The sequence below is a fragment of the Stenotrophomonas sp. AS1 genome (assembly GCF_048957655.1).
In the GTDB taxonomy this organism is placed as follows: domain Bacteria; phylum Pseudomonadota; class Gammaproteobacteria; order Xanthomonadales; family Xanthomonadaceae; genus Stenotrophomonas; species Stenotrophomonas bentonitica_A.
In genome coordinates this window covers 168,046-182,067 of sequence record NZ_JARVXM010000003.1, presented here as the reverse complement: position 1 = coordinate 182,067, position 14,022 = coordinate 168,046, and the positions used below count along the sequence as shown (strand labels likewise).

Annotated in this window: 12 protein-coding genes; 10 read left to right on the top strand and 2 right to left on the bottom strand. The window is 65.9% G+C overall.

Annotated elements, in window-relative coordinates; all coding sequences use genetic code 11:
* Positions 1–10 precede the first annotated feature (10 nt).
* The 7 genes from rimP (at position 11) to pnp (ending at position 9,076) form a co-directional block, all read left to right on the top strand.
* Positions 11–601, top strand: coding sequence for a ribosome maturation factor RimP (rimP, locus tag PV764_RS05090; RefSeq protein WP_019182689.1), 591 nt, complete (start codon positions 11–13; stop codon positions 599–601).
* A 4-nt stretch (positions 602–605) separates the two neighbouring features.
* Positions 606–2,117, top strand: coding sequence for a transcription termination factor NusA (nusA, locus tag PV764_RS05085; RefSeq protein WP_019182690.1), 1,512 nt, complete (start codon positions 606–608; stop codon positions 2,115–2,117).
* A gap of 95 nt (positions 2,118–2,212) precedes the next feature.
* Positions 2,213–4,855 (top strand): translation initiation factor IF-2, encoded by a 2,643-nt coding sequence (gene infB, locus PV764_RS05080; RefSeq protein WP_019182691.1) that lies wholly within the window; start codon positions 2,213–2,215, stop codon positions 4,853–4,855.
* 75 nt (positions 4,856–4,930) lie between these two features.
* Positions 4,931–5,353, top strand: a complete 423-nt coding sequence (gene rbfA / locus PV764_RS05075) for a 30S ribosome-binding factor RbfA (protein WP_019182692.1) — start codon at positions 4,931–4,933, stop codon at positions 5,351–5,353.
* 118 nt (positions 5,354–5,471) lie between these two features.
* Positions 5,472–6,383 carry a tRNA pseudouridine(55) synthase TruB gene (truB, locus tag PV764_RS05070; protein WP_019182693.1) on the top strand — a complete coding sequence of 304 codons (912 nt, stop codon included), beginning with the start codon at positions 5,472–5,474 and terminating at the stop codon, positions 6,381–6,383.
* Positions 6,384–6,556: 173 nt separating this feature from the next.
* Positions 6,557–6,817, top strand: coding sequence for a 30S ribosomal protein S15 (gene rpsO / locus PV764_RS05065; protein ID WP_019182694.1), 261 nt, complete (start codon positions 6,557–6,559; stop codon positions 6,815–6,817).
* A 147-nt stretch (positions 6,818–6,964) separates the two neighbouring features.
* Complete coding sequence (gene pnp / locus PV764_RS05060; RefSeq protein ID WP_019182695.1) at positions 6,965–9,076, top strand: polyribonucleotide nucleotidyltransferase; 2,112 nt, start codon at positions 6,965–6,967, stop codon at positions 9,074–9,076.
* A 246-nt stretch (positions 9,077–9,322) separates the two neighbouring features.
* Here the strand turns inward: pnp and PV764_RS05055 are convergent, their stop codons facing one another.
* Complete coding sequence (locus PV764_RS05055) at positions 9,323–9,706, bottom strand: VOC family protein (RefSeq protein WP_026069701.1); 384 nt, start codon at positions 9,704–9,706, stop codon at positions 9,323–9,325.
* 364 nt (positions 9,707–10,070) lie between these two features.
* Between PV764_RS05055 and PV764_RS05050 the strand changes: the two genes are divergently transcribed.
* Genes PV764_RS05050 through PV764_RS05040 form a run of 3 tightly spaced genes read left to right on the top strand, consistent with a single transcriptional unit; the run spans position 10,071 to position 12,900 of the window.
* On the top strand, positions 10,071–10,349 hold the full coding sequence (locus PV764_RS05050; protein ID WP_421116259.1) for a hypothetical protein: 279 nt from the start codon (positions 10,071–10,073) through the stop codon (positions 10,347–10,349).
* The gene (locus PV764_RS05045) at positions 10,271–11,251 is read left to right on the top strand and encodes a glycoside hydrolase family 18 protein (RefSeq protein ID WP_421116258.1); all 981 of its coding nucleotides are present in this window, start codon (positions 10,271–10,273) and stop codon (positions 11,249–11,251) included. Before PV764_RS05050 ends, PV764_RS05045 begins: the two co-directional genes overlap by 79 nt.
* A gap of 50 nt (positions 11,252–11,301) precedes the next feature.
* The gene (locus PV764_RS05040; RefSeq protein ID WP_421116257.1) at positions 11,302–12,900 is read left to right on the top strand and encodes a winged helix-turn-helix domain-containing protein; all 1,599 of its coding nucleotides are present in this window, start codon (positions 11,302–11,304) and stop codon (positions 12,898–12,900) included.
* Here the strand turns inward: PV764_RS05040 and PV764_RS05035 are convergent.
* The gene (locus PV764_RS05035; RefSeq protein WP_421116256.1) at positions 12,869–13,948 is read right to left on the bottom strand and encodes a serine hydrolase domain-containing protein; all 1,080 of its coding nucleotides are present in this window, start codon (positions 13,946–13,948) and stop codon (positions 12,869–12,871) included. The genes PV764_RS05040 and PV764_RS05035 overlap by 32 nt on opposite strands.
* Between the last annotated feature and the right edge of the window lie 74 nt (positions 13,949–14,022).

Here is a 14,022-nt window from a genome sequence, read left to right as displayed (position 1 = left end):
AAGGCCGACTGTGAGCGACAAGGCAACCGAAATCGCGAATCTGCTCGCCCCCACCGTTCAGTCGCTGGGTCTCGAGCTGCTGGGCGTGGAATATCTGACCGCCCCGGGTGGTGCCACGCTGCGCCTGTACATCGACGTGCCGCTGGCCGAACAGCCCGAGCGTATCGTCAACATCGACGACTGCGAGCGCGTCAGCCGCGAAGTGTCCGCCCAGCTGGACGTCGAAGACCCGATCACGGCGAACTACACGCTGGAAGTGTCTTCGCCGGGCGTGGACCGCCCGCTGTTCACCGGTGAGCAGTTCCAGCGCGCCATCGGCGAATCGGCCAAGGTGACGCTCAGCCTGCCGCAGGACGGCCGCCGCCGTCTGCAGGGCGAGATCCTCGCCGTGGATATCGAACAGGGCACGGTGACCTTCAAGGTCGACAATGCTCCGTTCACCGCCGACATCGAAAACATCGACAAGGCACGCATCATGCCGGACTGGGCCGCCCTCGGCCTGGCTCCGACCAAACCGACTGGCCCGGCACCCAAACAGGGTGGCAAGGCGAACAAGAAACCATCCAACGAGCCGGCGGCCAAAAAGCCGCGCGCGGAGTGAGCCAATGAGCAAGGAACTTTTGCTGGTAGTGGATGCGGTCGCCAACGAAAAAGGCGTCCCGCGCGAAGTCATCTTCGATGCCATCGAGGCAGCGTTGGCTTCGGCTGCCAAAAAGCGTTACCCGGAAGAAGAAGTGCTGGCCCGTGTGTCGATCGACCACAAGGACGGCAACTACGAAACCTTCCGCCGCTGGGAAGTGGTGGCCGATGACGTGGTCATGGAGTCTCCGGACCGCCAGATCCGTCTGATGGACGCCATCGATGAAGCCGACGGCGTGGAAGTCGGCGATTTCATCGAAGAGCAGATCGAAAACCCGGACTTCGGCCGTATCGCCGCGCAGGCCGCCAAGCAGGTGATCGTCCAGCGCGTGCGCGAGGCCGAGCGTCAGCAGGTGGTCGATGCGTGGAAGGATCGCGTTGGCGAACTGGTCACCGGTGTGGTCAAGCGCGCCGAGCGCGGCAACATCTATGTGGACCTGGGCGGCAACGCCGAGGCCTTCATTCCGAAGGACAAGGGCATTCCGCGCGACGTGCTGCGCGCTGGCGACCGCGTGCGCGGTTACCTGGCCGAAGTCCGTTCGGAACCGCGTGGCCCGCAGCTGTTCATCAGCCGCGCCGCCCCGGAATTCATGATCGAACTGTTCAAGCTCGAAGTGCCGGAAGTCGGCCAGGGCCTGGTCGAGATCAAGGCCTGCGCACGTGATCCGGGCGACCGCGCCAAGATCGCCGTGCTGGCCCACGATTCGCGTACCGATCCGATCGGTGCCTGCATCGGCATGCGCGGTTCGCGCGTGCAGGCCGTGTCCAACGAGCTCAACGGCGAGCGCGTGGACATCGTGCTGTGGAACGAGAACCCGGCCAACTTCGTCATCAATGCGATGGCGCCGGCGGAAGTGCAGTCGATCATCGTCGATGAAGAAAAGCACTCGATGGACCTGGCCGTGGCAGAAGAACGCCTGGCCCAGGCGATCGGCAAGGGCGGCCAGAACGTCCGTCTTGCCAGCCGCCTGACCGGTTGGCAGCTCAATGTGATGACCCAGGACCAGGTGACCGCCAAGTCCGAGGCAGAGCAGGGCGTTGCCCGCCAGCTGTTCATGGACAAGCTGGAAGTGGATGAGGAAATCGCCGCCATCCTGGTGACCGAAGGCTTCAACACCGTGGAAGAAATCGCCTACGTCCCGGTCGGCGAACTGCTGGCCGTGGAAGGCTTCGACGAAGACATCGTCGAAGAGCTGCGTGCCCGTGCCCGCGATGCGCTGCTCAACGAAGCGCTGGCGGTGGAAGAAGGTCTGGAAGACGGCTCGCCGTCGGAAGACCTGCTCGCCCTGGAAGGCATGGACGAGGCAACCGCCTACGCCCTGGCCGGTCACGGCGTGCGTACCAGTGAGGACCTGTCGGACCTGGCCGCCGACGAGATCCTCGAGTTCGGCATCGAGGACATGGACCAGGAGCGCGCCGCCGCCCTGATCCTTGCCGCCCGAGCCGAGGAGATCGCCCGCCTGGAGCGCGGCGAATGAGCCAGCGATGAACAGTGCCCTGACCCGCTCAGGGCTTAGACTCCGCGCTGCCTTCGCACGTTTCGAGGGAGCGCCAACCAGATCATAGGATCCGAATGTCGCAGCAAACCACCATCCGCAAGCTTGCCGAACTGGTCAATACCCCGGTCGATAAACTGCTCGTACAACTTGCCGAAGCCGGCATGAAGTTCAGCGGTCCCGACCAGGTCGTGACCAGTACCGAGAAGGTGAAGCTCCTGGGCTTCCTTCGTCGCTCGCACGGCAAGACCGAGCAGCCCGTTGAGAGCACCGACGAAGCCGCCAAGAAGATCACCCTGAACCGTCGCAAGTTGCAGGAAGTGACCGTCAGTGCCGGCCGCAGCAAGACCACCGTCAACGTGGAAGTGCGCCAGAAGCGTACCTACATGAAGGACGCCAGCGGCAAGCCGATGACCGCGGATGAGGAGCGCGCCGACATCCTGCGCAAGCTGGAGGAATCCCGCCAGCGCAATCTGGACGAGCAGCGCGCACTGGCCGAGAAGGACCGTGCGCGCGATGAAGAGATCGCCCGCAAGCGTCAGGAAGAAATCGACGCCAAGGAACGTGCCGAAGCCGAGCGCAAGGCGGCTGAAGCCGCTGCCGAAGCGGCCAAGAACGCACCGCCGGCCCCGGCCCCGGTTGCCGCCAAGCCGGCTGCTGCCGATGCACCGGCGCGCAATGCGCGCCCGGCGGCACCGTCGGCTGCCCGTCCGGCGCCGCGTTCGGACGATCGCAACTCGAACAACAACAACAACCGTCCGGGCGCCAAGCGCGACGACGATGGTGGCAACCGCTTTGCCGGTCAGCTGCATCTGTCGGCCGCCGATCGTGCCCGCCGCGGCAACAACAGCAACTCGCGCGGTCGTCCGACCGGGCGCGTGCAGCACGGCAGCCGCCGTGACAGCAACCAGTCGCGCAGCGGCGGTGGTGCCCATGGCTTCGAACGTCCGGTCGCTCCGATCGTGCGTGACGTCACCATCGGCGACACCATCACCGTCGCCGATCTGGCCCAGAAGCTGGCCGTCAAGGGCGGCGATGTGGTCAAGGCGCTGTTCAAGATGGGCGTCATGGCGACCATCACCCAGACCATCGACCACGACACCGCCGCGCTGGTGACCGAAGAACTCGGCCACAACGTGATCCGTGCCAACACCAACGACGCCGAAGACGCGCTGCTGGCGCTGGCCGGTGGCAACCAGGGCGAGCCGGTGGCACGTCCGCCGGTGGTCACCATCATGGGCCACGTCGATCACGGCAAGACCTCGCTGCTGGATTACATCCGCCGCACCAAGGTCGCCACGGGCGAAGCCGGTGGCATCACCCAGCACATCGGTGCGTACCACGTTGAAACGCCGAAGGGCGTGATCAGCTTCCTGGATACCCCGGGCCACGCGGCGTTTACGTCCATGCGTGCCCGCGGTGCCAAGCTGACCGACATCGTGGTGCTGGTGGTGGCGGCCGATGACGGCGTCATGCCGCAGACCAAGGAAGCCATCCAGCACGCCCGTTCGGCGGGTGTGCCGCTGATCGTGGCGATCAACAAGATCGACAAGTCCGGCGCCGATCCGATGCGCGTCAAGAACGAGCTGCTCACCGAGCAGGTCGTGTCCGAAGACTTCGGTGGCGATACCCAGATGGTCGAGATCTCGGCCAAGGCCGGCCTGGGCATCGACGACCTGCTGGACGCGATCTCGATCCAGGCCGAACTGCTGGAGCTGAAGGCCGTGGCCGACGGCCGCGCCAGCGGCGTGGTCATCGAGTCCTCGCTGGACAAGGGCCGTGGCCCGATCGCCACCGTGCTGGTGCAGCAGGGTTCGCTGAAGAAGGGCGATTACCTGGTCTGCGGTATCCAGTACGGCCGCGTGCGCGCCCTGTTCGACGAAACCGGCGCACAGCCCGACCAGGCTGGCCCGTCGATTCCGGTGCAGGTGCTGGGTCTGTCCGGCGTGCCGGATGCCGGCGATGACTTCGTCGTGGTCGAAGACGAGCGTCTGGCCAAGGACGTCGCGCAGCAGCGCGAAACCAAGCGCCGTGAATCGCGCCTGGTGCAGTCCGCTGGCAGCCGCATGGAAGACATCATGGCGACCCTGGGCAAGGGCGATGGCCAGCAGGTGCTGAACCTGGTGATCAAGGCCGACGTGCAGGGTTCGGTGCAGGCGCTGAGCCAGGCACTGGTCGCGCTGTCCAACGACGACATCCGCATCAACGTGATCCACTCCGGCGTGGGCGGCATCACCGAGTCGGACGCCAACTCGGCGGTTGCCTCCAAGGCCACCGTGATCGGCTTCAACGTGCGTGCCGACGCCTCCGCGCGTCGCATCATCGAGTCCAACGGTGTGGACCTGCGTTACTTCTCGATCATCTATGACGTGATCGATCAGGTGAAGCAGGTGGCCTCCGGTCTGCTCGGCGTGGAAATCCGCGAAGAGATCATCGGTATCGCCCAGGTCCGCGATGTGTTCCGCAGCTCGAAGTTCGGTGCGGTCGCAGGCTGCATGATCATCGAAGGTACGGTGAAGCGCAGCAAGCCGATCCGCGTCCTGCGCGACAGCGTCGTGGTCTTCGAAGGCGAGCTGGAATCGCTGCGTCGCTTCAAGGAGAACGTCGAGGAAGTCCGCAACGGTACCGAATGCGGTATCGGCGTGAAGGCTTACAACGACGTCAAGCCGGGTGACCAGATCGAGTGCTTCGAGCGTATCGAAGTGCCGCGCACCCTGTAATGTTCCAGGCCGGACCGCATCTCGCGGTCCGGCTTTTTCGCTTTCGCATCACCCTTCAAGACGAGTCCGCCTACCGTGCCAAAGACCTTCCATCGAACCGACCGTGTTTCCGCCCAGATCCGCCGTGAACTGGGAACACTCGTGCACAACGCAGTGCGTGAACACGGCCTGCCTTCGGTGAGCGTCTCCGACGTGGAAATCACCCGTGACATGGCGCATGCCAAGATCTTCGTCACGGCGCTGATGCCCGAACGTTCGGTGGAAGCGATGAAGGGCCTGAAGGAACTGGCCTGGGGCCTGCGCATGGAGCTGGCGCGTGCGATGAAGCTGCGCCACGTGCCCGAACTGCACTTCCACTACGATGATTCGGTGGATCGCGGCGAGCGCATCGACAACATCCTGCGCGATCTGCCCGATACGCTGGCGGCAGAGAAGAGCCGGCAGGGCGATGACGACGGTGGCGACGATGCTGCCGACGAAGGCGAAAAGAACGCCTGATGGACCAACAGCCCGCAAGGGCTGTTGTCTTATGGGGTGGGGCCTGTCGCAGTGCGACCGCTCCGCCGGAGGCCGGATTGACCGGCAGCGCCACACGGCGCCGATTTGAATTGAATGCATGGCACCCCGAATTTCGTTCCGTCGCCTGGATGGCATCCTGCTGCTCGACAAGCCGACCGGCATGAGCTCCAACGCAGCCTTGCAGGTGGCACGCCGTCTGTACCGCGCCGAGAAGGGCGGCCACACCGGCAGCCTGGATCCGCTGGCGACTGGCCTGCTGCCACTGTGCTTTGGTGAAGCCACCAAGATCGCCGGCCTGCTGCTCGGCTCGGCCAAGGCCTATGACGCCGAGGTGGTGCTGGGCCAGACCACCGATACCGATGATTCCGATGGCGCGGTACTGCGCGAGCGGCCGGTGCCGGCCATCAGCGCGGCCGAGCTGGAGGCTGCCCTGGCACCGCTGCGCGGTCGCATCCGCCAGCGCGCTCCGATCTACTCCGCGCTCAAGCAGGGCGGCGAGCCGCTGTATCTGAAGGCGCGCCGCGGTGAGGCGATCGAGGCTCCCGAACGCGACGTGGAGGTCCACGCCCTGGAGGTGCTGGACCAGCAGCCGACCCGTCTGTCGCTGCGGGTGACCTGCGGTTCAGGCACTTACATCCGCAGCCTGGCCCGCGATCTGGGTGAGACCCTGGGCTGCGGCGCCCATATCGCCGGCCTGCGCCGGCTGTGGGTGGATCCCTTCCGTGACGCGCCGATGGTCACCCTTGAGACCCTGCGTGGCCTGGCCGAGCAGGGCGATGAGGCCGGCATGGAGGCCCTGCTGCTGCCGCTGGACGCGGGTCTGGCGCATTACCCCCGGGTTACGCTGAACGAGGAGCAGACCCCTCGGTTCCGCGTGGGCCAGCGCATCCGCGATGCTGGCTGGCCGCAGGGTGGGGTAGTCGTGTTCGGGCCGGGCGAGGCGATCCAGGGCCTGGGGCAGGTCGACGAGACCGGTCTGCTGGCCCCGCAGCGCCTGTTCAACCTCTGACCGGCCACGGCCGGGCACCACCTCGGTCCTTGTCCCGGACGGCCGCTGACGTTACAATTTCGCGGCCTTTTCAGGCTTCCCGCGTTCTGCGGGTTCATCCTTTCGTTAACGGCGAGTCGCGCGGTACGTCAACCTGACGTTTCTGCGGGCCACGCATCCAAGAGAAAACTGATATGTCGATCGACACCCAGAAGGTCATTGAAGAAAACAAGCGCAGCGCGGCTGACACCGGCTCCCCGGAAGTCCAGGTCGCCCTGCTGACCGCCCGCATCGAACTGCTGACCGGCCACTTCAAGACCCACAAGAAGGATCACCACAGCCGTCGTGGTCTGCTGCAGATGGTCAACCGTCGCCGCAGCCTGCTCGACTACCTGAAGAAGAAAGACGCTCCGCGTTACAAGGCCCTGATCGAAAAGCTCGGCCTGCGTCGCTAAGCACGAACCCCCACCGCGGCGCAGGAATGCGCCGCGGTTTTGTTTTGGTAGTACCGCAATAAACGCCTGGGCCGGACAACCGGTCACCCGTCGGCGGCAAGGGTCGCCCGCGGTCCATTGAAGAAAGCATCATCCAAGGAAACCCCCGTGGCAAAAATCACCAAAACCTTCCAGTACGGCAAGCACACCGTCACGCTTGAAACCGGCGAAATCGCCCGTCAGGCCGGCGGTGCCGTCATCGTCAAGTTCGACGACACCGTGCTGCTGGTCTCCGCCGTTGCCGCCAAGAGCGCGCGTGAGGGCCAGGACTTCTTCCCCCTGACCTGCGACTATCAGGAGAAGTTCTACGCAGGTGGCCGTATCCCGGGTGGCTTCTTCAAGCGCGAAGGCCGCGCGACCGAAAAAGAGACGCTGATTTCGCGCCTGATCGATCGCCCGATCCGTCCGCTGTTCCCGGAAGACTACAAGAACGAAGTTCAGATCATCGCCACGGTGATGTCGCTGAACCCGGACATCGATGGTGACATCGCTGCCCTGATCGGCGCCTCGGCCGCGCTGTCGCTGGCCGGCACCCCGTTCAAGGGTCCGATCGCCGCCGCCAAGGTGGGTTACAAGAACGGTGAGTACATCCTCAACCCGACCGTGACCGAACTGAAGGATTCGGAGCTGGAACTGGTTGTCGCCGGTACCGCCAACGCCGTGCTGATGGTGGAATCCGAAGCCGCGCTGCTGTCCGAAGACGTGATGCTGGGCGCTGTGACCTTCGGTCACCGCGAAATGCAGAAGGTCATCAACGCGATCAACGAGCTGACCGTGGAAGCCGGCACCAAGCCGTCGACCTGGGAAGCCCCGGCCAAGAACACCGCGCTGATCAGCGCCCTGCAGGAAGCCATCGGCCCGCGCCTGGGCGAAGCCTTCCAGGTGCGCGACAAGCTGCAGCGCCGTGACGCCATCTCGGCGATCAAGAAGGACGTGACCGAGTCGCTGGCAGGCCGTGTGGCCGCTGACGGCTGGAACCCGGCCGAACTGTCGAAGGAATTCGGCGAGCTGGAATACAGCACCATGCGCAACTCGGTGCTCGACACCAAGGTCCGCATCGACGGCCGTGCGCTGGACACCGTCCGCCCGATCTCGGTGAAGACCGGCATCCTGCCGCGTACCCACGGTTCCTCGCTGTTCACCCGCGGTGAAACGCAGGCCATCGTGACCATCACCCTGGGCACCGCCCGTGATGGCCAGGTCATCGATGCCGTTGCCGGTGAGTACAAGGAAAACTTCCTCTTCCATTACAACTTCCCCCCCTACTCGGTGGGTGAGACCGGCCGCATGATGGGCCCGAAGCGTCGCGAAATCGGCCACGGCCGCCTCGCCAAGCGCGGCGTGCTGGCAGTGATGCCGTCGCTGGAAGCGTTCCCGTACACCATCCGCGTGGTCTCGGAAATCACCGAATCCAACGGCTCCTCGTCGATGGCCTCGGTCTGCGGTTCCTCGCTGGCCCTGATGGACGCCGGCGTGCCGGTCAAGTCGCCGGTGGCCGGTATCGCCATGGGTCTGGTCAAGGAAGGCGATCGCTTCGTCGTCCTGTCCGACATCCTGGGTGACGAAGATCACCTGGGCGACATGGACTTCAAGGTGGCCGGTACTGCTGAGGGCATCTCCGCCCTGCAGATGGACATCAAGATCGAAGGCATCACCGAAGAGATCATGAAGCAGGCACTGCAGCAGGCCAAGGCTGGCCGTCTGCACATCCTGGGTGAAATGGCCCACGGCCTGACCGCCCCGCGCGAAGAGCTGTCGGACTACGCGCCGCGCCTGCTGACCATCAAGATCCACCCGGACAAGATCCGCGAAGTGATCGGCAAGGGTGGTTCCACCATCCAGGCCATCACCAAGGAAACCGGCACCCAGATCGACATCCAGGATGACGGCACCATCGTCATCGCCTCGGTCAACGCCATCGCTGCGCAGGCTGCCAAGGCCCGCATCGAGCAGATCACCTCGGACGTCGAGCCGGGCCGCATCTACGAAGGCAAGGTCGCCAAGATCATGGACTTCGGTGCGTTCGTCACGATCCTGCCGGGCAAGGACGGTCTGGTCCACGTGTCGCAGATCTCCAGCGACCGCGTCGAGAAGGTCGGCGACGTGCTGAAGGAAGGCGATGTGGTCAAGGTCAAGGTCCTGGAAGTCGACAAGCAGGGCCGTATCCGCCTGTCGATGAAGGCCGTCGAAGAAGGCGAAGGCGCCGCTGCCGCCGAGTGATCGGCCCACGCCGATCGGAGGGTAGGTGAGGACCGTTGGTCCTCACGCTTTCCGGATGGTAGGTGAGGACCGTTGGTCCTCACGCTTTCCGGATGGTAGGTGAGGACCGTTGGTCCTCACGCTTTCGCAGACAAGAAAAAGCGGGCTTCGGCCCGCTTTTTTTGTGCCCGCATGTCCAACCAACAGCGCCGGTTCGCGGTGGAGTGCCATGCCATGCCACGCATGGCTGCCGTTGGGTGGGGCGCATTACGCCAGATAGCGCGATACCTCGATCAGATTCCGGTCCGGATCGCGGAAATACACCGACAGGATCGGTCCGGTCGCACCCGTCCGCTGGACCGGTCCTTCTTCGACGGTCACGCCCTGCGCCTGCAGGTGCGCCAGGATCTCGTCCATGGTCGCGTAGGTGATCAGGCACAGGTCCGCCGAGCCCGGTGTCGGCCGTTCGGCCTTGGGGTCGAATTCGTTGCCGTGCGCATGCAGGTTGATCTTCTGCAGGCCGAAGCGCAGCGCCTTGCGTCCCTCGCCGAAGATATCCACCTCCATGCCCAGCACGCGGTGGTAGAACTCACAGGTCGCGGCGACATCCGCCACGGTCAGGACCAGGTGGTCCAATCGGTCGATATGCAGGTCGGTCATCGGTGTCACGCAGCAGGCAGTCACTATCGCTGAACTGTAAAACCGATGACGCAAGGCGGGGGTGAACACCTGTCGCCGTCAGGCATGCACGCATGCAGGCATACATGCGGGCGGCGCGGGCGGGCGGCGCGGCAGAGCGGGACAGACCGCGCGAACGTCCGCTGCGGGCGGCGACTTCGAGTGACGCGTCCGTGGCGCGTACCGGGTGTTGCCGCACGGCCTGTGGACAGCCGCCAGGCCTGCGTGGGTCAGCCGTCAGTGTCCGCTGGACGGATTCGCAGGACATCACCGCGCAAAGCGCCCGCGCACCACAGCACGCTGCTAACGTGGCTTCGCCTTCGCCCCGGGAGATCCCATGTTCCGTCCAACCGTCGCTGTCCTGGTCGTTCTGATCGCCAGCGTGATGCCGCAGGCCGCCTCCGCCACGGAGTCGTTGCCCAAGGTGATCGGCGCGTACTACCCGGGGGGGGCGGCGGACCGCTACCCAGTGGAGACCATTCCGGCCGATACGCTCACCCATCTGTTCTATGCGTTCGCCACCATCGACCAAGGTCAATGCCTGGTCGCGCCGCAGGCCGATGCGCATTTCAGGGCACTGGCCGCGCTCAAGCGCATCCGACGCTGCACACCCTGATCTCGATCGGCGGCTGGAACGCAGGCGGGTTCTCCGATGCGGCGCTGACCGCGGAAAGCCGCGAACGCTTCGTGGCCTCCTGCGTGGCGATGTTCTTCGAGCGCCATCGCGGCAGCTTCGATGGCGTGGACATCGATTGGGAGTTCCCGGTATATGGCGGCCCGACCCAGATCACCGACCACCCGGAAGATCGCCGCAACATGACCCTCCTGGTGCGCGAGTTCCGCCGCCAGCTCGATGCGCTGGACAAGAAAGACGGCCAGCACCGGCTGGTCACCGCCGCGCTGCCCGCCGGCCGCGTGCAGACAGATGGCCCGTATGATCCGGCCCGCAGCTATGAACTCAAGGAGCTCGGCCGCACGCTCGATTTCATCAACCTGATGAGCTACGACATGGGCACCGGCTTCTCGGCGGTGTCCACCTTCAACGCGCCGCTGCACGCGGTGCCGGAAGATCCGCTGTCGCCGGAACTGAAACGCTGGAACAGCGTGGCCGGGGCGGTGGCCTACTACGAGCAGCACGGTGTGCCGAAAGACAAGCTGGTGCTCGGCGTGCCGTTCTACGGCCGTGGCTTCCAGCTGGAGAGCGATGCCAACCAGGGCCTCTACCAGCACTACAGCGCGCCGCATCCGGCCGGCGACTGGCGGCAGATCCAGGCCAGCATGCTCGGCCAGCCCGGCTGGGAGCGGCACTGGCACCCGGTCGCGCAGACGCCGTGGCTGTACAACGCCACCGGGAAGGTCTTCGTCAGCTATGAGGATCCTACCTCGATCGGTCTGCGCGCCAGCTTCGCCAAGGACAGCGGTCTGCGCGGCGTCTTCATGTGGGAGCTGACCGGTGACGACGCGCAGGGCAGCCTGCTCAAGGCCATGGTGGCACCGTTCCGGGAACCTGCGAAGTAAGCGCGCCGAAGGCCGCCGCCACGCACGCGGCGTGCCCTATGCTTGCCGCCATGGAGACCGTCCGCCTGCTGGATCTGCACATCGACCGCCCTGCCCAGCAGGTGCGGCGAGGGGATCAGGTATTGCCGGTCGGCGGGCTGAGTTGGCGGCTGCTGGACTGCCTGCTGGCCCACGGCAACGCCGTCGTCGATTTCGACACGCTTGCCGATCAGGTCTGGGCACCGGCGGTGGTCGGCGAGGATGCGATCAGCCAGCGGGTGAAGCTGCTCCGGCAGGCGCTGGGCGATGACGGCCGCCGGCCGCGCTACATCCGCTCGGTTCGTGGCCGTGGCTACCAGTTGTGCGCCTCGCCGCAGCCGGTGATGCGTAATGCCGTTGCCAGCGCCAGCACGGAGGGCGCTCCCGTCGCACCCGGCGCGCGCGCACCCGCACGGTGGGTCTGGCTGGCTGGGGTAACGGTCGCCGCTGCTGCCGTCGTGTTCACCTTGGTACGTCCCGCCAGCGCACCGGCGTCGCCAGCGGAGGCGGTCCTGCAGCGGGCCGCCTATTACGCGGGTATCGGCCAGGCCAGCAACAACGAACGGGCGATCGCGTTGTACCGCCAGGCGCTGCAGATCGACCCTGAATCGCTTATCGCACGGCGTGGACTCGCCCGAGCGCTGGCGGCCGATGCCTGCTTGTTCAACGGCGCGCGCGAGCGTGCGCAGGAGGCGCTGGTGTTGAGCAGCCAGCTGGTGCTCAAGGCGCCGGAAGATGCCGCCGGCTGGGCCGCACGCGGCTATGCCCACGACTGCCTCGGTGCGATGTCGCACGCCATGGCGGACTACCGGCAGGCACTGCGGCGCGACCCGGGTGACGAGCGCACGCACGCATCGCTGGCCTATCTGCAGCAGGAAAAAGGCGACCTCGCGCAGGCCCTGCAGGACAACCTGTCGTTGCGCGCGCCCGAGCGGGTTCGGTTCCGCGACGTGCAGGTCGCACGCGAGCTTGAGCTGTTGGGGTTCACCGATGCGGCCGCTCGCCGGCACGCGCACAACTTCCAGCTCTATCCGGACAATGTGTTCGCCAACATCGCCTGGCCGCACAGCCTGTTGGCAATGGGGGAGTCGGCCAAAGCACAGCAGGCGCTGGATCAGGCACTGGCTCGCGGGACGCCACATCCGCAGTTGCTGCGCCTGCAGGGCGAGATGCTGTTGTTGAGCGGGAATCGGAAGGGCGCCGCCGAAGCCTTCGAGCAGAGCCGGGCATTGCGCCCGCAGCAGTCGATGGGGCAGACCCTGGCCGGCCTCTATGGCGATTCGGCGCCTGCCCCGACCTGGATCGCCGAGCGCCTGCAGATGCTGGAAGGGCAAGGCGATGATGGCTGGTCCGACACCGCACTGGAGCGTGCGATGTTGCTGCAGGCCCAGGGCGATGAGGCCGCTGCGCTGGTGGCCCTGCATCACGCGGTGAACGCTGGCTTCCGCGACGCGGCGTGGTTGCGCGCCACCCCTTTGTTTGCGCCGCTGCACGGTGCGGCCGGCTGGCAGGAACTGCTCGACACGATCGAGACAGACGTATCCGCCCAGCGCGCCCGGGTGTTGGCCGCCCCATGGCGGCCAACAGACCTCGATGGCCTCAGCGCAGCGCGGGCAGCAGGAACTCGGTAAGGATGCGGCGCGACTGCGGGTGGGCGTAGCTGCGGTTGTAGGCCTGGCTGGTGATCACCGCGACCAGCTTCTTGCCGGGTATCACGAACACGTAGTTGCCGCCGTTGCCGGACATCGTCCAGACCGTGGTCTGGTGCCCATCGACCGGAAGCTTCAGCCCCCACCACTGATAGCCGTAGTCGCTGCCATCACCGGTGGTGGCCTGGGCGCTGACCATCGCGCGGACATAGCGCGCCGGGATCAGCTGCTTGCCCTGCCAGCGCCCCTCGGCGAGCACCAGCTCGCCCAGCCGCGCGAGGTCCCGGCTGCGGTAGCGCGTCCCGCCGCCGCCCATGCCGATGCCCTCCGGAGAGCGGTTCCATCGGCGTGTGGTGATCCCCAGCGGTCGTTCCAGCGCCTGCGCGGCATAGTCGGCCAAGGGCTGCTTCGTGGCCTGTTCCAGCACCGCGCCGAGCACGAAGGAATTGGCCGTGCAGTAGGCATGCGCGCGACTGTGCGGGCTGTCTTCCGGGCGCGTCATCCACGGTGCGAAGCCCTTGACCGGCAGCGACAGCACGAAGTCCAGCCAGTGCTCGGTCACGTACATGCGTTCCTCGTGGCCGGCCGAGAACGCGTTTTCGTCATCACATTCCCACAGCGTGCTCATGGTGAGCAGGTCTTCCACGGTGGTGGCGCGCAGTCGCGGGTCGACCGGATGGTGGGCCGTGAACGCCGGGAAGTAGTCGTACACGCGGGCCTGCACGCCGGGCAGGGAGCCGTCGCCGATGGCGGCGCCGACCAGCATCGCGGTGACACTCTTGCTGGCCGAGCGCACGTCGTTGAGGGTGTCCGCCGAGCCGCCGTTGAAGTAGCCCTCGTACGCCACCTGGCCGTCCACCAGCAACACGATGCTGGTGACTTGCTTGATGTCCTGGGTGGCGATCGCCGACTCCAGCGCGGTGATCCGGGCTGCGTCCAACTGGGTGGGCCCGGCCAGTGCGGTCGGTGGCAGGACAACCGCCAGGGCGAAGATCAGCGCGGCGGAAAAACGGGGGCGACAGGGGTGCATGGGCAAGGCTCCTCGAGATGAGGGCCGACTACGCCATGGGGCGGTCTGAAGTGCTGGAAACCCGGCTGAAGAAT

What these genes read in the sequence shown, in the direction of transcription:
- nusA (WP_019182690.1), top strand. Translation starts at nt 606, where the DNA reads ATGAGCAAGGAACTTTTGCTGGTAGTGGATGCGGTCGCCAACGAAAAA.
- truB (WP_019182693.1), top strand. Translation starts at nt 5,472, where the DNA reads ATGGCACCCCGAATTTCGTTCCGTCGCCTGGATGGCATCCTGCTGCTC.
- PV764_RS05045 (WP_421116258.1), top strand. Translation starts at nt 10,271, where the DNA reads ATGCCTGGTCGCGCCGCAGGCCGATGCGCATTTCAGGGCACTGGCCGC.
- rpsO (WP_019182694.1), top strand. Translation starts at nt 6,557, where the DNA reads ATGTCGATCGACACCCAGAAGGTCATTGAAGAAAACAAGCGCAGCGCG.
- PV764_RS05040 (WP_421116257.1), top strand. Translation starts at nt 11,302, where the DNA reads ATGGAGACCGTCCGCCTGCTGGATCTGCACATCGACCGCCCTGCCCAG.
- PV764_RS05035 (WP_421116256.1), bottom strand. Translation starts at nt 13,948, where the DNA reads ATGCACCCCTGTCGCCCCCGTTTTTCCGCCGCGCTGATCTTCGCCCTG.
- infB (WP_019182691.1), top strand. Translation starts at nt 2,213, where the DNA reads ATGTCGCAGCAAACCACCATCCGCAAGCTTGCCGAACTGGTCAATACC.
- PV764_RS05050 (WP_421116259.1), top strand. Translation starts at nt 10,071, where the DNA reads ATGTTCCGTCCAACCGTCGCTGTCCTGGTCGTTCTGATCGCCAGCGTG.